The following is a 22,698-nucleotide window of genomic DNA, read 5'->3' as shown; positions in this document are numbered from 1 at the left end:
TTATGCTTTCAAATTTATACATTGAAAATATTGCAGTTATCGAGAAAACAAGCATAGACTTCAAAAAAGGTCTTAATGTAATGACGGGTGAAACTGGTGCTGGTAAATCTATTGTTATAGATTCTATAAATGCTGTTTTAGGTAACAGAACCTCTAAAGAATTGATTCGTACAGGTGCATCTTCAGCTTTTGTCAGTGCGGAATTTACAAATTTATCCGAAAAGGCTCTTGCTGTTATTGATGAAGCAGGCTTTGAGCTTGAGGACGGAGAACTTCTTATTCAGCGTGAGATTAGCACGACTGGCAAGAATAAATGCAGAATAAACGGCAGACCTGCAACAGTTTCAACACTGAAAGAAATAGGAGTTCAACTTATAAATATACATGGTCAGCATGAAAGCTATGAGCTTATGTCCCCAGAACTGCATATATCCTATATAGATAAACTTGCAGGCTTGGAGAGTGAAATTGAAGCTTATCAGGAAGTTTATAAGAAATATAAAAAGCTTTCCGCTGAGCTTAAAAAAGCTACTGTCGATGAAAGCGAAAGAGAAAGAAAAATCGACCTTTTAAAGTATCAGATAGATGAGCTTGAAGATGCAGATTTGCGTGACGGAGAGTATGAAGAGCTTAACGAACAAAAAGCAGTTTTGCAGAACAGTGAAAAAATTATTGAAGCAATTATGTCCTCTCGTGCTTTGATGAACGGTGATGAAGAAAGCTCTGGCATTCTTGAAAATTTACAGGAGATAAACTCACAGCTTTCTGATATTTCAGAATATATGAGCGAGGTTGAGCCAATAAATTCAAGAATAGAATCAGCGATTTATGAACTTGAAGATTGTCTTTCAGAGCTTACAGGCTTGACAGATTTAGTTGATACAGACGGTGGTTCACTTGACAGTATAGAAGAAAGGCTTGACCTTATTTATACACTCGGTAAAAAATATGGCTCTACAATTAAGGAAATGCTTGATTTTCTTGATAAGGCTAAAAAAGAGCTTAATGCTCTTGTGATGTATGACGAGAACAGAGAGGCTCTTATAAAAGAATGTGATAAGGCTTATAAAGAAGCAGAAAAGCTTGCTAAAGCCCTATCTGAAAAGAGAAGAGCAACATCATCAGAATTTGCAGATAAGGTTTGCGAGGAAATGGCTTTTCTTGATATGCCGAATGTAAAGCTTGTTGTTGTGCAAGAAAGTTGCGAGCTTAATTCTCTTGGCTGTGATAATATTGAATTTCTGATTTCAACTAACCCCGGAGAACCCCCTAAGCCTATTTCAAAGATAGCGTCAGGTGGTGAGCTTTCAAGAATGATGCTTGCTGTTAAGAATGTTCTTTCTGATAAGGATGATATTGATACGCTGATTTTTGATGAAGTTGATACAGGTATAAGCGGAAGTGCCGCACAAAAGGTTGGTTTGAAATTAAGAGAGGTTTCAAAAAGCAGGCAAGTTCTTTGTGTAACGCATTTGGCACAGATTGCGGCTATGGGAAATTCGCATTTTAAGATTTCTAAAAGCGTTAGGGACGAAAAGACTTTCACAAAAGTTGAAGAACTTGACCACGAGGGAAGAAAACAAGAGCTTGCAAGAATTATTGGCGGTACTGAGATGACAAAAGCGTCTTTGGACTACGCTGAAGAAATGCTAAGAGCTGGCGAAAACATCTAAAACGCATTGCCTTAAGAAACTTAAAATTTAGGTCAAGCCTTTGGTGGGTTTTAAGGGTGAGGACCTTAAAATCTTTTGTCCACTTTTTGACTAATGTTGTTGATAAGAAAAATTTAAGCGGTGGACAAAGTCCACCGCTTTGGGAGCAAAGAATGTTAAGGGCGTTGCCCTTAAAACCTATGAGGGACTCCGTCCCTCAACCCTGCGAGCCTTTGAAAAGGCTCGAGCGAAACTTTTAATTGTCTTTGGGAAATTTATTAGCTAATCGGTAGTTTAGTCTTCCGCGTGAATAAACTTCCCTAACTTAATACGAGCGAGGCTTGCCGAGCGATTCCGCGTCTTGGCTGCGGCGGCTCGCCGCCTCGAGCGAAACTTTTAATTGTTTTAGATAAGTGCAATAGCTGAATGGTTGTGAATTTTTCAAAACCAATTCTGGATTTTGGTTATATAAAATTATAAAAAGGAGATTTAAAAATGGAAGATTGTATTTTTTGTAAGATTATTAAGGGAGAAATTCCTTCAAAAAAGGTTTATGAGGACGATGAAATATTAGCATTTCACGATATTTCACCTATGGCTCCTATTCATGTTGTAATTATTCCAAAGAAACATATTTCTTCAGCTAATGAACTGACAGAGGAAAATGCCAGCTTCATTTCTCATATCTATGTAACTGCGGCTAAAATTGCAAAGGAACTCGGCATTGACGAAAGCGGTTATAGAATCGTAAATAACTGTGGTGCTGACGGCGGTCAAACTGTTTTCCATATTCATTTCCACCTCTTGGGAGGCAAAAAGCTTAATACTGAGCTTGCATAATATGAGTATTGAACTTATAAGACTTAATAAAAAATCACCTGACTATAAAAGCGTCAAGAGGCTTTATAAATCAGCTTTTCCTGCTGATGAAAAAGCACCATTTGGTTTGCTTATGCGTAAATCTAAAAAGGATAATGTGGACTTTTGGGCGGCATATAGCAATGATAAATGGATAGGTCTTGCCTATGTGTTGAGTTACAGAGATATTTCATATCTGTTTTATCTTGCTATTGATGATAAAGCAAGAGGAAATGGCTTTGGAAGTGGTGTTCTTGGTGCATTGAAAGAAAAGTATAAGGGTAGAAATCTTTTTCTTGCAATTGAGGAGATAGATGAAAAGGCTGAAAATTATGCCGAAAGAATTAATCGCAAGAAATTTTATGAGAAGAACGGTTTTCATGACCTTAATTGTAAGTTGAGAGAGGCAAGCGTTGTTTATGATTTGCTTGGTTTAGGCGATAAAATTAAGCCTAAGGATTATGCAGATATGTTTGATGAATATCTTGGAAAGATGTTCAGAAGATTTGTTAAGATGGAAATTTTAGATTGATTTTTAATATTAAAGGCTGAAGTATTCATTTTTATGGAGGAATATTATGAAGCGTCCATTCGCGGTATTGGGATTTACTTATCTTACTGCCCTTATGGTCGCTTTATTTGTTGGCTCAAATATTGCATACATTCTTTCGAGTGCTTTAGCAGTTTTGTTTGTTATATCTCTTTTTGTCAAAAAACTGCGTAAACGAATCGCATTGCCATTTATATTTATAACATCAGCCGTTGCAATGCTTATGTTTTCAACATTTGTGGAGCAAAAGTTGAAAACTGTTGAAGTTTTGTCAGGCACAGAACAGAGAATTACTGCAACAGTATGTGATGAAGTTTACGAAAGCAACGGAAAATATTACTATCCTTTGGAGGTTACAAAAATCAGAAATTCAGAGCTTTCAGGGTTTAAAATCCTTGCAAGCTCAAGCGTTTTGTATGATGTTGATGTTTATGATGAACTTGATGCGAAAATTACTCTATATCAAAATGCTGATTCTGTTTTTGGAAATTATGATATTTCTAAGGGATATTTTCTGCGAGGTGTAATAAAGCATTATAGCGGGGTTGTGACCGAAAAAGCTTATGAAAAACCGTTTTATTATAACTTTATTTTACTTAGAAGAAATATAAAGAGTGTTATTTCTGAATATTTGCCACAGGATTGTGCGAATTTGCTTACGGCAGTTATGCTCGGTGATAAACATAGCTTTACAACCGAAGAAAAAGAAATGTTTTCATCGGCGGGTGTGTCACATCTAATGTCGGTTTCTGGCTTTCATGTAACAATTGTAGCACAGCTTTTTATGCTGATTTTTGCAGTGTTTTTTCGCAGAAAGCGTATTGGTGCAGGAGTATCAATCCTTGCATTACTTGTATTTATGGCAGTTACAGGATTTTCTCCGACAGTTGTCAGGGCAGGAATAATGCAGATAATATTTTTAATTGGATTGATGATATTCAGAAGTCCCGAACCATTTAATTCGTTAGGCTTTTCTGTGCTTGTGATATGCCTTTTGAATCCGTATAGCTGTGCAGACTTTGGATTTTTAATGTCTGTTGGAGCTACTTTTGGAATTTTCTGTGCCTCTGAAAGAATTAAAACAAATATAATTGAAAGATTGCAACAGAAAAAGCCAAGAAGATTTAAGAAATTTTCATTGAGAAGAATTATTCCGAAAAAGAAAGCCGAAAAATTTGTTTCCTCGATAGTATCAGTTATAGCTATGACAATTTCTGCGACTGTATTTACGCTTCCTGTAACACTGATAGTTTTTAAGCAATTTCCGATTTATTCTGTCATATCGAATTTGCTGATTTCGTATCCGGCAAGTATTATGATAGCTTGCGGAATAATTGCTGTGCTTTTTAATTTTTCTGAAATTCTATCATTTTTGACAGTGCCAATAATGTTTGTTTGTGAGCTTATTGCAAAATATATTATGTTTTGGACAGAAACTATTGCGAATCTGCCATTTTCGGTTATCAGAATGAATTACTCGTTTGTACCATTTTGGTTGGCTATTGTGATTTTGGCTTATTTTATTGTGCGAAAGCTTAAAAATCGTAGATTTGCAGTGAAATTTACAGCAATAAGCGGAATTGCAACACTTGTTCTGATGATTCTTGCTTATGACTTTTATATGGTGACAGGAATTTCAGTTTATATTGCTGATTGTAATAACGGAATAAATATTGCAGTAAGTTCAAGTGAAAATAATTCTATGGTTACATATGGCGGTAGTAAGGCTTATGACTTATTTGAATATTTAGAAACAAGAAAAATTTCTGAGTTTGAATATCTTATGATTACAATACCAAGTTCATACTATTCAAAAAATGCTGATGAAATTTTGCAAGATTATTCTGTAAATAATATCGGCATATATGATATTGAAAAAGCTGATGAAAATTTATTAAGTCTTGCAGAAACAAAGGGCAGAATTATTGAATATAAGTCTGATATACAGAATAATGTCAGCTTACCTGATTATAAAATTACAAGTATAGAAACAAAAAGCGGAGTGTTTACGCATTTTACTTTTTCTGGAGATTTTGATATACTTGTTATACCTAATGGTGGAGATTGCTTAGAGATGCCAAGAGAATGGCTTAATTCAGCAATTTGTGTTATGAGTGAGTTACCAGAAAATTATGAATTGCTAAGACCTGTTGAAATTATATTTTCTTGCAGTGATGAAAATGTATATGAGCCATATAGCAATTTAGAAAGCATATGTGATACAATTTATGCTACTTGCTTTGATGATAATATTCGTATGAGAATTTCGCAGAGCGGTGAAGTTTCGATTTGGAGTGAGAATAATTGGCTGTTTTAAATGAACAGGATTTTAAAAAAGAAATTTTATCAGGAAATTTTTCACAGCTATATTTGATATATGGCGAAGAGAAATATCTTGTTAAAAAATATACAGAATATCTTTGCTCAAAGCTTATAGGAAAAAAATCATCAGATTTTGACAGCGATATTCTTTCAAGTGATGCAGATTTACAGAGTATTGCTGATGCCACAGAACAGTTGCCGCTTATGAGCGAAAAACGCTGTGTATGTGTGAATGACTTTGATTTTGAGTCCCTTTCTGAAAGTGACCTAAAAAGTCTGATAGCTTTTTGCTCTGATTTGCCAGAAAGTACGGTGTTAATTTTTTCCCAGCCTACTTTGACATCAGACAGCAAAAAAACAAACAAGACTAAGAAATTCTCAACAATGGCTGAAAAAGTAGGAACAGTTCTTCACTGTGAAAAAAGGGGAGAAATTGCTCTTGAAAGAAATATAATATCCTGGGCAAAAAAGCTTGGCTGTGAGATTGACGAAATAAATGCTGCAAAGCTTGTTGCAAGCTGTGGCACTGATATGAATACACTTGAAAATGAAACTCAAAAGTTATGTGCATATGTTGGTTCTGGAGTTATAACTGATGATGCTATTAAAGCTGTTGCTGTGAAAAATACGGAAGCAAGAATATTTGCCCTATCAGACTCGATAATCAGAAGGGATTATAATTCAGCTTATAAACAGCTTGATTTACTGTTCTATCAGAGAGAAAAGCCTGAAGTTATATTAGGAGTCTTAAGCTCTGCATTTGTAGATATTTATAGGGTGAGAACAGCTATTGAGAGCGGTGAAAAGGCAAGTGCTTTAAAGGATATTTTTCCATATAAGGGCAAGGAATTCAGACTTAGAAATGCTGAAAGAGATATGAAGCAATATTCAAATAAGGCAATTTCTAAAATTCTTGATGCGATTGCTTATGCTGATATAAGGCTTAAATCTAATGTAGGCAATCAGCGTACGGTTTTAGAGATGTTGATTGCAAAAATACTTCTGATTGTAAAAGAGGACAGCGGTAAATGATTAAGGTTAAGGAAGCAATTATAGTCGAGGGAAAGTATGATAAAATAAAGCTTTCCTCTATAATTGATGGATTGATTATAACAACAAATGGTTTCGGAATTTTTAATGACAAGGAGCGGCAATATCTTATTCGTGAGCTTGCAAAAAAGCGTGGAATAATTGTTCTTACGGATAGCGATTCTGCGGGCTTTGTTATAAGAAATTTTCTGAAAGGTTCTGTGCCTAAGGAACAGATTAAACACGCATATATCCCTGATATTTTTGGCAAGGAGAAACGCAAAGATAAGCGTTCAAAAGAGGGAAAGCTCGGTGTAGAGGGGGTTTCTAAAGAGCTTATACTTGAAGCTTTGAGAAAATGCGGTGCAAGCTGTGAAGACAGTGATTCAGAGTTTATTGAGAGGGAAGAAATTACAAAGGCGGATTTCTTTGTTTATGGTTTGACAGGTGGAAGTAATTCCTCAGAAAGACGAGAGTTACTTAAAAAGCGTTTGAATCTTCCGGAAAATATGACTACAAATTCAATTCTTGGAGTTTTAAATTGCTTAATGACAAGAGATGAGTTTATAGACCTTATGGAAGAACTTTATTTAGATTAGTGGTGATTTTATGAATACTCCTTTATATAATGCACTTGTCAATCATAAAAGATTGAATAGGTCATCTTTTCATACTCCTGGTCATAAGTCATCAGGAATAATAAATTCAGAATTATTGGAACTTGATTATACTGAATTACCTGATACAGACGCTCTTTTTGAGGCAAGTGGTGTTATTCTTGAGTCAGAAAAAAATCTTGCAAAACTTTTTGATGTGAAAAGAACGCTTATATCTGCTGGCGGTTGTTCGCTTGCAATTATGACAATGATAAGACTTGCAACTATGAACGGTGGAAAACTTCTTTGCGGAAGAAATATACATAGAAGTGCGGTTAATGCTATGACACTTCTCGGAGTTGAGCCTATATGGCTTTTGCCAAGAAATAATGGAGCTTTTACGGGTAGGATTTATGCTGAAGATGTTCGCAAGGCTCTTGCTGAAAATTCTGATATTTGCGGTTGTTATATTACAAGCCCGACTTACTATGGAGAAATTTCTGATATAGTTGGAATTTCTAAGGTTTGCAAGGAATATAATATACCGCTCTTGGTGGATAATGCACATGGTTCACATCTGAAATTCCTTTCTGAAGATATTCACCCTATAACACTTGGAGCAAGTATGACTGCTTGTTCTGTGCATAAAACACTTCCTGTTCTGACGGGTGGTGCTTTGCTGAATATTAATGATGATAGATTTATTGAAGGTTCAAAGGAGGCAATGTCGCTTTTTGCTTCAACAAGTCCGCCATATCCGATAATGGCATCAATAGACCTTTGTGCAGATTATATTTCTAAAAATGCAGATATTTATAAAAGGCTTGAGCCTATAATTGCAGAAATTAAGATTTTAGCCGACCGCTTAGGAATATTACAGCCTGATGGTTTATGCGACCCTTTGAGAATAGCTCTGAATACTGCATCTATCGGAATTTCAGGAGAAACAGCAGGAGAATTTTTCAGAAGTATGGGCGTTGAACCCGAATTTGCTGATGATGAAAATGTTGTATTTATATGTACTCCGTTTAATTCTGAAAATGATTTTACCAAGCTTAGAAATGCTATTAAATTACTCACTAAACTTGATAAAGATTTTGTTGCAAAAGAAAAATCTGAAATTTTTTTGCCAAAGCGTGTGATGAGTTTAAGAGAGGCTGTTCTTGGAAAGAGTGAATTTATTCCAAGAGAAAAAGCGATTGGAAGAATTTCAGCGGATACAGCTTGCCCTTGTCCGCCCGGAATACCTGTTTATATGCCAGGCGAAATTATAGAATCTTATGATTGCTTAAATGAATTTGTAAAGGTTTTGATTTAATTTTTATCAAATTTATTCTGTATAAAAAACCAGCCATAGCTCAAAAAATAAGCTATGGCTGGTTTTTCGTAATTTATTAAATTATTCAGCAAGGAATCTATTCATAAGTGTGCAGCCTGGTTCAATATAAAGTCCGGTCTTTTCTGCTGTTTCCTCACAGAATGTAGAAACACCACTATTCTTCTCATCATTACTTCTATAAATGAGGAATGGAACAGGGTCAGAAGTATGAGTTTTTAAGCAAATTGGTGTTGGGTGGTCAGGAAGAATCATAATGCTATAATCATCTCCACAATCCTTTAAGTATGCAATAAGTGGAGTGAGAATTTTTTCATCTATAATTTCAATAGCAAGCTTTTTATTCTGAATTTCAGCTCTATGGCCACATTCATCAGGAGCTTCAATGTGAATATAAACGAAATCTTGTCCCTTTTTGAGTTCGTCTATGGCAGCCTGAACCTTGCCATTGAAGTTTGTGTCTATATAAGCTGTTGCACCTTCAACTTGGCAAACATTCATTTCTGCACACTTACCAATACCCTTGAGGAGGTCAACAGCAGAAATCATAGAACCTGATTTTCCAAACTTACCTTTAAAGCTATCAAGCTTTGGTTTAGTACCTTCGCCCCAAAGCCAGATTGAGTTTGCAGGACGCTTGCCTTCGGCAATTCTCTTTTTGTTGACAGGGTGTTCCATAAGGAGGTCGTAGCTTTTTTTCATCATATCATAAAGTTCAGTTATATAGTCACCCTTTGGAATATAATCAGTAATTTTTCTATCAGAAATATCGTGTGGAGGTGTTAATACTCCAGGGTGTGGCTCACCCTTTGCCCAAACAAGGCAATGACGATAGCTTACACCAGCATAGAATTTGAATTTATCAGAGCCAAGCTTTTCGTCAATGTATTTGATAAGTTCTTCTGCTTCAGGTGTAGAAATATCTCCTGCGCAGTAATCAACCATTGTCTTATCTTCGTAATTTGGCTCATCTGAAAGTGTGACAAGGTTGCAACGGAGAGTTACATCATCAGGCTTGAGGTCAATGCCGATACTTGCTGCCTCAAGTGGAGAACGACCTGAATAGTAAATTGCAGGGTCATAGCCGAGAACAGAAAGGTTAGCAACATCGCTGCCAGGCTTTAAGCCAGCACCAACTGTTTTAACTAAACCAACTTCACCTTTAGAAGAAAGGTAGTCCATATTAGGTTTATTTGCAGCCTGCATAGGTGTCATATTATTAAGCTCTGGTACAGGTCTGTCAGCCATACCGTCGCAAAGAACAACTGCGTATTTCATTATAAATCCTCCTAATTTCGCTTTAAGATAATTTACTTATCTTGCATAAATATTATATTACTATGAAAGCAAATTAGCAAGTCCTAATTGATAACTGATATAGAAAATATCTGCTCACAGAAAGCTTAATTATGGCTTATATCTTGTAAAATTTGGTTTATGTATAAATTGCGTGATTTTTCTTAAATGGTATGTTATACTATAATAAATAAACTAATTAATAGGAGATTTAAATATATGAAGGTCCAAAGAAATAAAAGATATGCTGTGAGAAAGCGAAAAAATCATACTGCTCTTAAAGTTACAACTGTATTGTTGACGCTTTTAGTTCTTGCCGCAGGAACAATTTTTGTATGGTCATTGCTTAAAACAGACCCTCAAACAGCATCAACAGAGCTAAGCTCATCTCAAGGCTCTGTTGAAAGTAAAGCAGATATTAAGGTTGAATCTTCGGAAATATCTGAGGATATTCCTAAGCGTGACCCTAAATTGCCTGATTATTCAAATAAATTTAAGTATACTGAAAAGTTGATAAAGGATTCTGCATTAAGTGACAAGCTAAGCTCTGAATATGCAGTTTTATATGACACTGCAAATGATATAATTCTTTATAAAAAGAATGCTGATGCTAAGTGTTATCCTGCAAGCACAACAAAACTTCTTACTGCTATTGTTGCAAATAAAATTCTTGATAATGATGAAGTTATAACAGTAGGAAATGAAATAACTCTTATCGGTGAAGATTCAAGCGTTGCAGGACTTGAGGTGGGTCAAAAGCTTACGGCAAAACAGCTTTTATATGCAATGATTCTTCCATCTGGTAATGATGCGGCATATACTATTGCGGTAGCGTCTGCAAGAAAATTCAAGGAAAATGATAAGCTTCCTGCGAAAGAGGCAATAGAAGTTTTTGCGGAACTTATGAATGATGCGGCTACTGAATTAGGTGCAGAGCATTCTCATTTCACAAATCCTGATGGTTTTCACGATAAGAACCACTATACGACCGCTCTCGATATGGTCAAGATTGCAAGTTATGCAAAATCTATACCATTGATTTCCGAAATATGCGGAACTTATCAGATAACACAAAAGCTAAAGAGTGGAGAAGAATTTTACTGGGTAAACTCTAATAAGCTTTTAAATCAAGGCGAGGATTGCTATTCTGAATATGCAGACGGTATGAAAACAGGCTTTACAGATGAGGCAGGAAGCTGCGTTATTTCATCATTTACAAAGAATGGCAAAACTATGCTTACTGTCGCAATGAATTCTCCTGAACTTTACGGAAAATATTATGATACGCTTATTCTTGCAAAGCTTGGTTTTAAGCAGAATAAAATTGATTTCAGCTACACTGAGCAGTCAGAAGAATAGAAAGCTATCTTGAAGTCAGAAGATTTGAAAAAATTACAGAGAAAACAGACCAAAAGGTCATTTGTTCAACGTCGCCGTCAGCCGTAATAGGGCTGACGGCGATTTTCTTTTTATCGAGAGTATATTCAACAGAGCCGACCTTATCACCTTTTTTAATAGGTGCGTCTATGCTTTCAGGAAGATTGAGCTTTTCTGTTATACCCTTTTCTTCGCCCTTTTTGATAAGTATAGGTGTAGTTTCATTTACGGCTGTTTTAACAGTGCCTTGCATACCACCAACAACCTGAATGTCTGTCACCGCTCCATCTGGTGCTTTTGGTGTATACATAGAATAGTTTGCAAAACCATAATCGAGAACGGTAGCTGCATCTGTAAATCTTTCTTTTCCCGAAGCACTTCCGAGAACAACACCGATTAAGGATAAATTTCCTCTTGTGGCTGTTGCAGTGATACAGCTGCCCGCATCGCCTGTTGTACCAGTTTTAAGACCTGTTATTCCATTATAGCTTTTAAGCAGTTTATTTGTATTTACAAGCTGAGTCTTGCCGTCACGAAGATAGTCCATCCATATTCCAGTATATTTGAAAATATCCTTATGCTTTATAAGCTCTCTGGACATAAGTGCGACATCATAAGCACTCGTAAGATGACCTTCTTCATCAAGACCGTTGCAGTTTTTGAAGGTAGTATCTTTCATACCAAGTTCTTTTGCTCTTTGGTTCATTTTTGCAACAAATTCTTCTTCTGTTCCACAAAGATGTTCGGCAAGAGCAACGGCGGCATCATTGGCTGAGGCGACAACCGTTGCCTTAATCATCTCATCAACCGTCATTGTTTCGCCTTCTTCAAGCCATATGTCAGAGCCACCCATAGATGCTGCGTGGGCACTTGCTGTAACAGTTTCGTCCATAGAAAGTTTGTTAGAATCTATTGCTTCAAATACAAGAAGAAGTGTCATAACCTTTGTTATTGACGCACAAGCACGAATTTCGTGTGCGTTTTTTTCAAATAGAACTTTTCCAGTTTCAGGCTCCATAAGTACGGCAGATGGGGCAGTTATAGAGGTTTCTTCAAGAGCATTAGCACTTATAGGCATAGCTGTTATAAAAAATGTGGACAGAAAAATGGCGATTGTTCTTTTCCATAATTTCATAAAAACACCGTCCAAATAATAATCTTTTATAAAGCTTATGCAAGATATTTTTATGATATAACTCTATTATTTGTTTTTCTTATTATGCTTTTTGCCAAGATTATATGCAAGGAATACTAATACTACAAGGATTAGCATACCTCCTGCACCAAAGATAAAATATGTAAAACCGTTTTCTGATTTTATTGATTTTCTATTTCCAATAGAAATATTTGTCGTATTTTCTTCTGTATTTTCATTGCTTTGTTCTTCGCTGGATTCCTTATTAAAGTTATTTTTAGACCTTGAGGTTTCTCGTTTCTTATTGGATTCTGTTTTGTTTCTTTCTGTTTTAGAACTTGTGTTGCTTGCGGAACTTATTACATCACCGCTTTTATTGACAGTGATAGATGGTGAATTTTCTATTGTAAGATATTCTGCATCAGAATTGACAGCCTCAAAAATTTTGGTCGAGAAACTATAAGAAGCATTATCAGTTGAGTTTAATGGCTTGAATCTTATAGTAAAAAGCCTTTCGCTTTGAGAAGATGTAGTTTGTCCGCTGTTATTTAGCCAAACTATTCTTACAGTTCCGCTCTCTGGTTCGTAAGTATCTATATCAGTATTTGCTGTTGCTGAAAGAAATTTAAGTTTAGAATTATCATATTTAATATCAAGTCTTAAAGCTGAAATTTTAGTCTGAGAATTACTTTTAGCGTTGAAATATATATCAAAGCCTCTATTAAGTTGAATTTTATCGCCACTATATTCTAAATCAAAATAAAGCCCATTGGCGGAATGAACATAGTAAGGTATATAAAACATAAAAACTGCAAAAATAAAAGCAAGAACTTTTTTCATCAAAATCACTTCCATATTATGGAATTATATTATAAAATCATTATAATTGATATTCTTATGTATTGCAAGAAATGGAGTTTATTTATGAAAGATGAATTAAGTGAAGTTTTTGCAAAGTTGTATATTTACTTGCAAAAAGTCTAAAAGTATAGTATAATATAATATAAAAATTGCACAGTAGGAGGGGAATATGGACTATACTGGAAAAAAATGCCCCATTTGTTCCGAAAAATTCAAGGCTGATGATGATATAGTTGTTTGCCCAAAATGTGGTGCACCATATCATAGAAGCTGTTATGAAAAGGAAGGAAGATGTATTTTCCTTGACTTGCATAGAAGCAATGAGGCTTGGAAAGACGAAGAAGATGATACTCAAAGTGAGCAGGAAAACACTAAAACCAAGAAATGCAGATTTTGCGGTCATATGAATGACGAAAATGCAGTTGCTTGTGAACAGTGCGGAAGAAGCTTTATAGAATATCAATATCAGAATATGAATGATGACGGAGGCAATCCTAATCAAGATTTTGAAGGATTTCCCGGTGGCTTTGGTGGCGGTATGCCGATAAAGATTGACCTTATGGCAGGTGTTAAGCCTGATGAGGACTTTGACGGCGTGAGTGGCGAAGAGCTTTCAAAATATGTTAAGAATAATACCATATACTATATGGGAATATTCAAGCGTATAAAGGATACAGGTAAGAGCAGATTTAATTTTGCCGCCTTTCTCTTTGGCGGAGGCTGGATGCTATATAGAAAGAAATATGTTTCTGGTGGAATTTTAACCGCTATTATGGCAGTCTTAGCAATGACTATGACTTATGTGACATATTTTGTTTCTGCAAGTGTGCTTGATACTGTTGCACAAGGGCTTAATCAGGCATATCCGAGAGGTTATACTGTTATAGATTTCTTTAATGCAATTTGTCAGCTGCCTTTTGACCAAGGGCTTATTGCTATTCTTCCATATGCACTTTCGTTTTTGAATTTTGTAATAATGCTTATAATAGGTTTTACTGCAAATAGGTCATATTATAAATTTGTTATTAAACAAATAAAATCAATAAAAGCCGAACAATCTATAGCAATTACAGAGGGTGCCTCTGATGATTCACAAGTATCAGAAAGCAATAAGAAAGCATTGAATGAAAAGCTTATGGAAAAGGGTGGAACAAATAATGCACTTGCAGTTTGTCTGCTTGTATGCGATTTATTATTGTCATTCTTACCACAGTTTTTTATACACTGATTATTACTTAAAAAATATAAATATAAAAAATTAAGGAAGTGGAGTTTTGAAAATTACAAAAGCAGTTATACCTGCCGCAGGCTTAGGAACAAGAGTTCTTCCTGCAACTAAAAGTATGCCAAAGGAAATGTACCCTATCGTAGATAAGCCAGCTATTCAATATATTGTTGAGGAAGCTGTTAATTCGGGTATTACAGATATTCTTATCATAACAAACAGAGGTAAGAATATAATTGAAGATTATTTTGACCGTTCTCCTGAGCTTGAAGGTCGTTTACTTGAAGATAAGAAAGAAGAATTTTATAATCAGGTGGTTTCAGTTTCTAAGCTTGCAAATATCTTCTTTTTAAGACAGAAGGAAACAAAGGGTTTAGGACACGCTGTCAACTGTGCTCGTTCATTTATTTCAGGAGAACCTTTTGCAGTTCTTTATGGTGATGATGTTATCATCGGCGAAGACCCTGCTTGTGGTCAGCTTATCAGAGCATATGAGAAGTATGGCAAAGCAGTTGTTGGTATTAAAGAGGTTGCTAAAGAGAATATCCATAAATATAGCTCACTTAAGGTTGAACATCTTGATGGTACATATTATAGCTGTACAGATATGGTTGAAAAGCCAAAAACAGAAGCAGATGTTCTCTCATATTTTTCTATTCTTGGAAGATGTGTTCTTACACCTGATATTTTTGATTTGCTAGATAAGACTACTCCTGGTGTTGGTGGAGAAATTCAGCTTACAGACGCTATGAGAGTTCTTGCACAAACAGTCGGAATGATAGGTGTTGATTTTACAGGCAAGCGTTATGATATAGGCAATAAGCTTGGTATTCTTGAAGCTACTGTTGAGCTTGCACTTAAGCATCCTGAACTTAAAGACGATTTCAGAGCTTATATTAAGAATCTTGCATCAGAGCTTTAATTTGATTAGCTTTGAGTAGTGACAAACGGAATTTAATATGATATAATCAAAATCACCGATAACTGCATTAAAGCTTATCGGTGATTTTGCATAACTATCGGGAGTGAATATAATGGAAATACAGAGTGCGTTCGATTTAGTAGCTGATAAGGTAGAAAAAGCTCTTGCTGAGCAGGATTATAAAAGACAAAATGTAGATTCACAAAATGATAAGGAAATTACAGCACTTTATACAAGTGAAGATACAGCTTATAATATAGTATATTATAAAGCTAAAATGCGTATGGTTCTCCGTCAGTGCGAGATGTCTGGTGCTGAGCCTGATAATAACTGGAAATCTGTTGCAACTTGGCTTTTTGACCCAGAAGTTGATACTGAAAAGGAAGCTGATAATATAGCTTCAGATTTTATTGAAACAATTCAAGGCCCTAAGCAACAGGCTATTACACAGACACGCAAGAAAAAGAAAAAGGATAATGACGGAAATGTTGATTCCCTTTTCTTAGCTAATAGAATGGTAAATTATTTTCCAGAGCTTAAGGAAGATATAGCTTATGAAAAATTGCACTATGCTAATTTCAGAGGAATAACTTTTGCTAAAGAAAAGATTTTGCCACTTTTCAAGAAATATGTTGAAAATGAAGGTGCAAATAACCTTGAAAAGCTTTCTAAGTCATTGAATGATATTTATAATATGGGCGACCTTGATGTTAAGGGAATTATATCATATATTCTCTTTAATTCTATTGAGGATGAAAAAAAGCGTGAAATGCTTCTCGAAAATTTTACAGAGGCTAATAAAAAAGTTATTGTTGCTGCTTTTTCACTTCGTGGAAAGAAAATCAAGCCAGAAAAGCCAAAGAAAAAGCGTTCAGGTATGTTTATGGAGGCACTTGAAGCTAAGCAACAAGCAGGAAAATAGTATAATTTATGCGTAAGTTATAATCTGACTTACGCTTTTTTATTTAAATTTGTTATTTTGTCTATTGACTGCATTATACTGTTGAGATAAAATATTGTTGATAGAAAATAAATATCTATCGTAAATTTTTAAGGAGTGTATTAAATTTATGAAAAAGAAAATTGCAGTTTTATTTCTTGCGTCAATTTTAGCTCTTTCAGCAGCAGCTTGTAACAGCAGTTCCTCAGGAACAACAAGCAAGGTTGAAAGTGTAGGAGGAACAACATCTTCAGTTTCTTCTGTAAATGAGAATGGCTCTGATAGTAAGGCAGAAAGCAAAATTGAGAGCAAATCTGATGATAAAACTGAAAGCAAAGTTGATGAAAGTAAATCAGAGACATCTTCTTCAAATTCAGAAGTTAAAGACCTTCTCAAGAAGAGCTATATTGATATAGTTAAAGATGGTAAGTATTATATGAATATGACTATTGATACTTCATCTATGGGCTTAAGTAGTTCCTCTGATACTCCATCAGAAATTACAATGGAAATGGCAACAGATATAGCTAATCAGAAAATGTATGTTGATTTGGGATATTCTATGATGGGCTTCCAGAAGATAATTGTTGCTGATGGAAAGCAATGGATGCTTGACGATAAAAATAAAGTTGCATACTATACACCAACAACAGATGATGTTCAAAAATCTCTTGACAGCATGACAAGCGGTTTACTCGGTTCAGCTGAAGATATAGAAAAGAATATGAAGTATGTTAGCGATAGTGTAGAAAACTTCAATGGTAAGGATTGCTATGCTGTTGTTTATGAAGTTAAGAGTGAAGTAAGTCTTGCTGAGGGCGTTTCAATGACAAGCTCAAGCGGACTTAGCACAGAACAGACATATTATTTTGATAAGGAAACTAATAAGCTTGTTGGTATAAAGACAAATGCAATGGGTGTAAATGCAAGTATTGTTATAAACGAACTTACATCTGAAGTTCCAGCCGATATCTTTACAATTCCAACTGATTATAAGCAAACAGATATGTCCTCTATGATGTCAGCAGCATCAGCTGAATAATTAAAAATTAAATAATACTTAAAGGCTTGACTACTTGAAAAGGTAATCAAGCTTTTTTTTGCTTGAATAACACATATATCCTTTGGGGATAATTTATTTGGTGATGCTTATGTATTATAATTATCATAGTGTAGCTAAAAAACTTATTCGAGAAGGAAAGCTGATAGATTGGTACTATATAGAAAGGCATAATAAGATAAGCCCAGCATTGGTACTTATATTTGATGATTTTAAGCACCCTGTTATGCCTATCAGAGAAGATAGATGGAATGAGTATGAACAATTAATAAATTCTATGAATGACAAAATAAAATAAGATTAAATGCTTTAAAAAAATATAATGATAAAATGTACAAAAATTATTATAAAAGAAGAATATTATATAATTTTATTTGACTTATTGTTTGATTGTGCTATAATTATAACATAAAAGCAATTTATTTTTATTTAATTATTACTATTGAAATTGTTGAATGGGGCGATTTTTATGAAAAATAGTATTTTAAAAAGAATATTTGTTATATTGCTTTCAGGTGTTATGGTTTTTTCTGCTTATGGCTCTATGCCAATAAGTACAATCTCAGTATCAGCAACAGAAACATCATTGAGTAATATGCCAGCAGCAATTACAGGCTTAAAATTTACTTCTCAGACAAATTCAATTACACTTTCTTGGAATATGTCAGAAGATGCCTCTGGATATTATGTTTATGTTAAGTCTTCTAAAGAACCATATAATTTTTTTAAATATGCTACTATTGAAGATGGAAAAACTACAAGCTGGACAGGCGAAAATCTGACAGCAGGAAAAATTTATGAATTTAGAGTTCAACCATATAAAATGGTTGATTCAAAAATATATAAAGGTGACTATGAGGAGATTGCTACAATAACCACTCCGGCAACCGTAAGAAAAATATTGGCTTCAGATATAACAGATACCTCGATAACACTTAATTGGGGAGCTGTTACTAATGCTGATGGATATTACATATATAGAAGACTTGATTCCGAGTCTGAGCCTAAGCTTATAAAAACTATAGATGACCAACAGACTATTCAATGGACAGATATTGAGCTTGATTCAGAGTCAATTTGTGAGTATGATATTAAGGCTTATAAGGAATTTAATGGCGAAAGAATTTTTAGTGATGATGTATGGCTTTTTACAGCTACAAATCCATCTGGTGTCACAAATTTAAAAGTAAGCTCACGAACAACTAATACAATTACTTTGAATTGGTCTGGCAGCAAGGGAGCTATAATGTACGATATATATCAGGAATCAAGTAAAACTCCAGGTGCCTTTGTTAAAGTTGGCACAGTTGATTCATATACAACTTCGTATGTTAGAGAGGGGCTTTCATCAGGAACAGAATATACCTTTAGAGTGCAACCAATTAAATCACATCAAGATAAAATGTATAAGGGTAAATACGAGGAAATTAAAACTATTACACTGCCTGCAAGCGTAAGAAAAGTATTAACATCTGATATAACTGAAACATCAATTAATATAAATTGGGGGGCTGTAACAGGTGCAACAGGATATTGTATTGATAGAAAGCTCACAACAGAAAAAAAATATACTCGTGTTAAGGTTATAGCGAATCAATCAGTTACTAAGTGGGCAGATAAAAACCTTCAGGCAGGCAAGGATTATTATTATGTAGTAAGACCATATAAAAAGTATGATGGAAAAGTTTTTTATGGCAAGTATATTAAAATTTCTGCAAGTACGCTTCCTTCTGCTACTAAGGAATTAAAAACGAATGCTCGCACTTCAACCGCTATAAAGCTCACTTGGAATCTTTCTGAGGGTGCTACATCATATGACATATATCAGGAATCTGCAAAGACACCTGGAACATTTGTAAAAATAGCGAGTACTGCGAATGGACAAACTAAATCATATGTTATCAGAGAGCTTGCTTCTGGAAGAGATTATACATTTAGAGTTCAGCCAATAAAGAAAGTCGGAGATAAAATCTACAAGGGACAGTATAAAGAGATAGCTACTACAACTCTTCCTGCGAGTGTTAGAAGGGTTATAACTTCAAATACAAGTAAAACCTCAACAACATTAACTTGGGGAGCAGTTAGCGGAGCAGATGGATATATTATAGATAGAAAATTTACGACTGTTGTAGATTATGACAGAGTGAAAGTAATCGAAGGTCAGGATATAACACAATGGACTGATACAGAGCTTGAAGCAGGTAAAGATTATTATTATGTTGTAAGGGCATTTAAGAGATTTAATGGTACAATTTTGTATGGTGATTACATAAAAATTTCTGCAAGTACTTTGCCGGAAGATGTAACAGGTCTTAAGCTTAGCTCTCTTACAACAGACGCAATAAAACTTGTTTGGAATACATCGTCAGGTGCAACAGAATATGACATTTATCAAGAATCATCTAAGACACCAGGAACTTTTGTAAAGATAGAAAATATATCTGCAAATTCATATGTAATCAGAGGGCTTGCCGCAGGAAAAAATTATACTTTCAGAGTTCAGCCTATAAAGACAGCTGGCAATAAGAAGTATAAAGGTGCTTATCAAGAAATTGCTGTTGGAACACGTCCAGCCACTGTTAGAACTGTTGCAACAGGAGAACAAACTTCAAATTCTATTCTTGTTAAATGGAGAACGGTTAGCGGTGCAGACGGTTATGTCATTGTCAGAAAGCTTAAAGATGAAACCGCATATAAAACCATGAAAGTTATAAATAAACAAGAAACTAATGAATGGACAGACACAGATTTGCTAGCAGGTTCAGATTGTTCTTATGGTGTAAGAGCTTATAAAATTATAGGTGGAAGTAAATATTATGGCTCATATATTTATAAGGACGGATATACTTTGCCAGAAGCTATTAATAGTCTTAAAGTTATTGATTATACTTCTGATTCTGTTAAATTTAAGTGGGAAAGCTCTGCTGGTGCAGATGGCTATGATATTTATAGAGAATCAACAAAGACACAAAATTCTTATAATAGAATTGCAAGTCTTAAAGCAGATGCAACAGAATATGTGGATAAAGGACTTAGCTCAGGAACAGTATATAATTATAAAATTGATGCATATAAACTTGTTGGAAAAACTAAAAAATATGGTGAAATATCGTATATAAGTGGAGAAACAATTACAGCAGCGGTTAAGGGTTTAAAAGTTGATGAGAATACAACAAACTCAATAAAGCTTGCATGGCATTCTTCGACAGGTGCAGACGGATATATAATTTATAAAAAAGCAGAAGGTGAAACAATATATTCTGAATATAACGAAATTATTTATATTCATAATTATAATCAATACAATAATTATAATTATGACAATGATGGTATCATTTACTGGACAGACGATAACCTTGAATCGGCAAAGGCTTGCTCATATAGAATTGTAACTTATAGTTATGTAGATGATGTATTGAGAAAAAGTGATTTTGCCGAGATAGATGCTTGTACTTTACCAGAATCAGTTAAAAACTTAAAAGTAATATCTACAGGATATTCAACACTACGCCTTTCTTGGGACAAGGTTGCAAATGCAACTGGATACTTAATTTATAGGCAAAGCACAACAGATATAACAAAATATGGATTAATTGCAACTGTAAGTAATGGTGCAATAACAAGCTATACGGATTCGGAGCTTCCATCAGCTTCTGAATTTACTTATCGTGTAGTTGCTTATAGAGAATTTAATGAAAAAAAGTATTCTGGAGAATATGCAGAATCATCTAATAGCACATATCCATATAGAACATCTGCAATTAAAACTGATACACAGTCTACTTCATCTATAACATTTTTCTGGAATGAAGTATCAAGAGCAGATGGATATAAGATTTATGTTGCACAGGCTGATGGGGATTATAAACTTTTAGCAACTCTTAATAGTCAAAGCTTAAAATATTCTGCAAGAGGGCTTGCTTCTGGAACAGAATATAGATTTGCTGTTGCAGCTTATAAAAATTATAATAATACAACACTTATCGGAGAAAAAGTTGAGCATTTGTCAGTAACTTGTCCTGATGTTACAACATTGTTTACTTCATCAAGCAGACAGACAGGTTCTCTGAAACTTAACTGGAAATCAGTAAGTGGTGCAGATGGGTATTGTATTTATAAGAAAAATAATAATACAGGCGAAATCTATGTCAGAAAGATTGTTGAGGGTGGCAGTACAGTAAGCTATCAGGACGATGGACTTTACCCAGGGGAAAGCCAGTATTATAGGATAGCAGCTTATAAAGAGCTTTCTGGAAATAAGGTGCTTGGTGATTATACTGAACTTACTACTTATACAATTCCTATGTATGTAGATGGTTTCAGAGTTGAAAACAAAACTGATAAAGCAATAAGAGTTGCTTGGAATCAAATAGAGGGTATAAGCGGATATAAAGTAGAAAGAAAGCTTTCGACAGATTCAAGCTATAAAGTTATTGCAACTGTTAGTGGTTCAAATAATCTTCAATTTGTAGACAGAAATCTTACATCTGGCGCGAAGTATAATTATAGGATTCGTACATATAAGAATATTAACGGTTCAACTGTATATAGTGCCTATAAAAGCATAACAGGAAGTACATTCTCTCAAACAGATATAAATAATATAAAGAGTGAGATTATCAGACTTACTAATGTGGAGAGAAATAAAGCTGGTTTAAAAACATTGTCAGTTAATTCAAAAGGTGCAAGTGGTTCTGCGGTTCGTGCGAAAGAAACAGCAACTCTATTTGACCATACTCGTCCAAACGGAACAAAATTCTATACAGCATTTAATTTTACTTGTGACTATATAGGTGAAAATATAGGTTGTCAGCCAGATATGACAGCAGAAAGTATAGTTAATGCGTGGATGAATTCGTCAGGACATAGAGCAAATATACTTAATTCTCATTACACATCTATTTCAGTAGGCTTATATTTAGATATTGATTCTGATGCAGTAATGTATGCAGTACAGAACTTCTTTGGATAAATTTTTCTGAAAAATTAAGGGCAGGCTTTCATTTTTATGATTCATGCGAATCTTTGGAAGCTCTGCTCTTCTTCTTTACTTTGTTTGTATACCATATTTTCTGTTTATAGATTGTTCAAAAGACTATATTTAGTATGTAAAAATTTTTTAAAGAAAAAGTTTAAAAAATCCGAAAAAATGTGTTGACATTTGGGTTGGGTTATGATATTATAAACAAGCTGTCGCGAGAGAGCGGCGAAAAAACCCGATAAAATGGGGATTTTCGAGAAAGACAAGAGTCGAAAATGAATGTTCGGAGGATTGAATTCCTGAATCGAAATTCAAAGAAAACTCGAAAAACTTTAGAAAAAAGTTTAAAAAAGTCTTGACAATAGCTTGAAGATATGATAAAATATTAAAGCTATCGCACGAAAGTGATGAAAAACTTAAAGGTTTTTCAATCAAGAAAAGAGTGAAAAGTGAGTAAAGCACAGATTGATTTCTGGATTGCAAATTCACAAAAAGCTCAAAAAACTTTTTGAAAAAGTTTGAAAAAAGTCTTGACAAACGCTTTCGAGTGTGGTAAAA

Annotated in this window: 17 protein-coding genes; 14 read left to right on the top strand and 3 right to left on the bottom strand. The window is 34.5% G+C overall.

Annotated elements, in window-relative coordinates:
* Positions 1–2 precede the first annotated feature (2 nt).
* The 7 genes from recN to C9914_RS03025 all read left to right on the top strand — a co-directional run bounded on the left by recN (position 3) and on the right by C9914_RS03025 (position 8,325).
* Entirely contained in the window at positions 3–1,673 is a 1,671-nt protein-coding gene (recN, locus tag C9914_RS03055; protein ID WP_106763310.1) for a DNA repair protein RecN, read from the top strand.
* A 474-nt stretch (positions 1,674–2,147) separates the two neighbouring features.
* Complete coding sequence (locus C9914_RS03050; RefSeq protein WP_106763308.1) at positions 2,148–2,492, top strand: histidine triad nucleotide-binding protein; 345 nt, start codon at positions 2,148–2,150, stop codon at positions 2,490–2,492.
* A 1-nt stretch (position 2,493) separates the two neighbouring features.
* Positions 2,494–3,042, top strand: a complete 549-nt coding sequence (locus tag C9914_RS03045; protein ID WP_106763306.1) for a GNAT family N-acetyltransferase — start codon at positions 2,494–2,496, stop codon at positions 3,040–3,042.
* 46 nt (positions 3,043–3,088) lie between these two features.
* Positions 3,089–5,377 carry a ComEC/Rec2 family competence protein gene (locus C9914_RS03040; RefSeq protein ID WP_106763303.1) on the top strand — a complete coding sequence of 763 codons (2,289 nt, stop codon included), beginning with the start codon at positions 3,089–3,091 and terminating at the stop codon, positions 5,375–5,377.
* Positions 5,365–6,414 (top strand): DNA polymerase III subunit delta, encoded by a 1,050-nt coding sequence (gene holA, locus C9914_RS03035; protein WP_106763301.1) that lies wholly within the window; start codon positions 5,365–5,367, stop codon positions 6,412–6,414. Before C9914_RS03040 ends, holA begins: the two co-directional genes overlap by 13 nt.
* A complete protein-coding gene (locus C9914_RS03030; protein WP_106763298.1) occupies positions 6,411–7,010 on the top strand; it encodes a toprim domain-containing protein in 600 nt (199 codons plus the stop codon). Before holA ends, C9914_RS03030 begins: the two co-directional genes overlap by 4 nt.
* Before the next feature lie 10 nt (positions 7,011–7,020).
* Positions 7,021–8,325, top strand: coding sequence for an aminotransferase class I/II-fold pyridoxal phosphate-dependent enzyme (locus C9914_RS03025; protein WP_106763296.1), 1,305 nt, complete (start codon positions 7,021–7,023; stop codon positions 8,323–8,325).
* Positions 8,326–8,406: 81 nt separating this feature from the next.
* Here the strand turns inward: C9914_RS03025 and C9914_RS03020 are convergent, their stop codons facing one another.
* Positions 8,407–9,621, bottom strand: coding sequence for a cofactor-independent phosphoglycerate mutase (locus tag C9914_RS03020; RefSeq protein WP_106763294.1), 1,215 nt, complete (start codon positions 9,619–9,621; stop codon positions 8,407–8,409).
* A gap of 237 nt (positions 9,622–9,858) precedes the next feature.
* On the opposite strand from C9914_RS03020, the gene C9914_RS03015 reads away from it, so the two are divergent.
* Positions 9,859–10,998 carry a D-alanyl-D-alanine carboxypeptidase family protein gene (locus C9914_RS03015; protein ID WP_158707320.1) on the top strand — a complete coding sequence of 380 codons (1,140 nt, stop codon included), beginning with the start codon at positions 9,859–9,861 and terminating at the stop codon, positions 10,996–10,998.
* A 4-nt stretch (positions 10,999–11,002) separates the two neighbouring features.
* On the opposite strand, the gene C9914_RS03010 is transcribed toward C9914_RS03015, so the two are convergent.
* Positions 11,003–12,151: a D-alanyl-D-alanine carboxypeptidase family protein gene (locus C9914_RS03010; RefSeq protein ID WP_106763291.1), complete on the bottom strand. Its 1,149-nt coding sequence runs from the start codon at positions 12,149–12,151 to the stop codon at positions 11,003–11,005.
* Positions 12,152–12,217: 66 nt separating this feature from the next.
* Positions 12,218–12,991, bottom strand: a complete 774-nt coding sequence (locus tag C9914_RS03005; protein ID WP_106763289.1) for a cohesin domain-containing protein — start codon at positions 12,989–12,991, stop codon at positions 12,218–12,220.
* 190 nt (positions 12,992–13,181) lie between these two features.
* On the opposite strand from C9914_RS03005, the gene C9914_RS03000 reads away from it, so the two are divergent.
* From C9914_RS03000 to C9914_RS02975, 6 genes are all read left to right on the top strand, one after another.
* Positions 13,182–14,240, top strand: coding sequence for an RING finger protein (locus C9914_RS03000; protein WP_106763287.1), 1,059 nt, complete (start codon positions 13,182–13,184; stop codon positions 14,238–14,240).
* Between the two features lie 46 nt (positions 14,241–14,286).
* On the top strand, positions 14,287–15,159 hold the full coding sequence (galU, locus tag C9914_RS02995) for a UTP--glucose-1-phosphate uridylyltransferase GalU (RefSeq protein ID WP_106763285.1): 873 nt from the start codon (positions 14,287–14,289) through the stop codon (positions 15,157–15,159).
* 112 nt (positions 15,160–15,271) lie between these two features.
* The gene (locus C9914_RS02990) at positions 15,272–16,081 is read left to right on the top strand and encodes a DUF7674 family protein (RefSeq protein WP_106763283.1); all 810 of its coding nucleotides are present in this window, start codon (positions 15,272–15,274) and stop codon (positions 16,079–16,081) included.
* Positions 16,082–16,229: 148 nt separating this feature from the next.
* Complete coding sequence (locus tag C9914_RS02985) at positions 16,230–17,141, top strand: hypothetical protein (RefSeq protein WP_106763281.1); 912 nt, start codon at positions 16,230–16,232, stop codon at positions 17,139–17,141.
* Between the two features lie 97 nt (positions 17,142–17,238).
* On the top strand, positions 17,239–17,457 hold the full coding sequence (locus C9914_RS02980) for a thermostable hemolysin delta-VPH (protein ID WP_408003181.1): 219 nt from the start codon (positions 17,239–17,241) through the stop codon (positions 17,455–17,457).
* A 171-nt stretch (positions 17,458–17,628) separates the two neighbouring features.
* The gene (locus tag C9914_RS02975; protein ID WP_106763279.1) at positions 17,629–22,131 is read left to right on the top strand and encodes a fibronectin type III domain-containing protein; all 4,503 of its coding nucleotides are present in this window, start codon (positions 17,629–17,631) and stop codon (positions 22,129–22,131) included.
* Positions 22,132–22,698: the final 567 nt, after the last annotated feature.

It is taken from the genome of Pseudoruminococcus massiliensis (genome assembly GCF_900291955.1).
GTDB lineage: Bacteria > Bacillota > Clostridia > Oscillospirales > Acutalibacteraceae > Pseudoruminococcus > Pseudoruminococcus massiliensis.
Note: the sequence above shows the minus strand (reverse complement) of the source record. Positions and strands in the feature narration are given on the sequence as shown.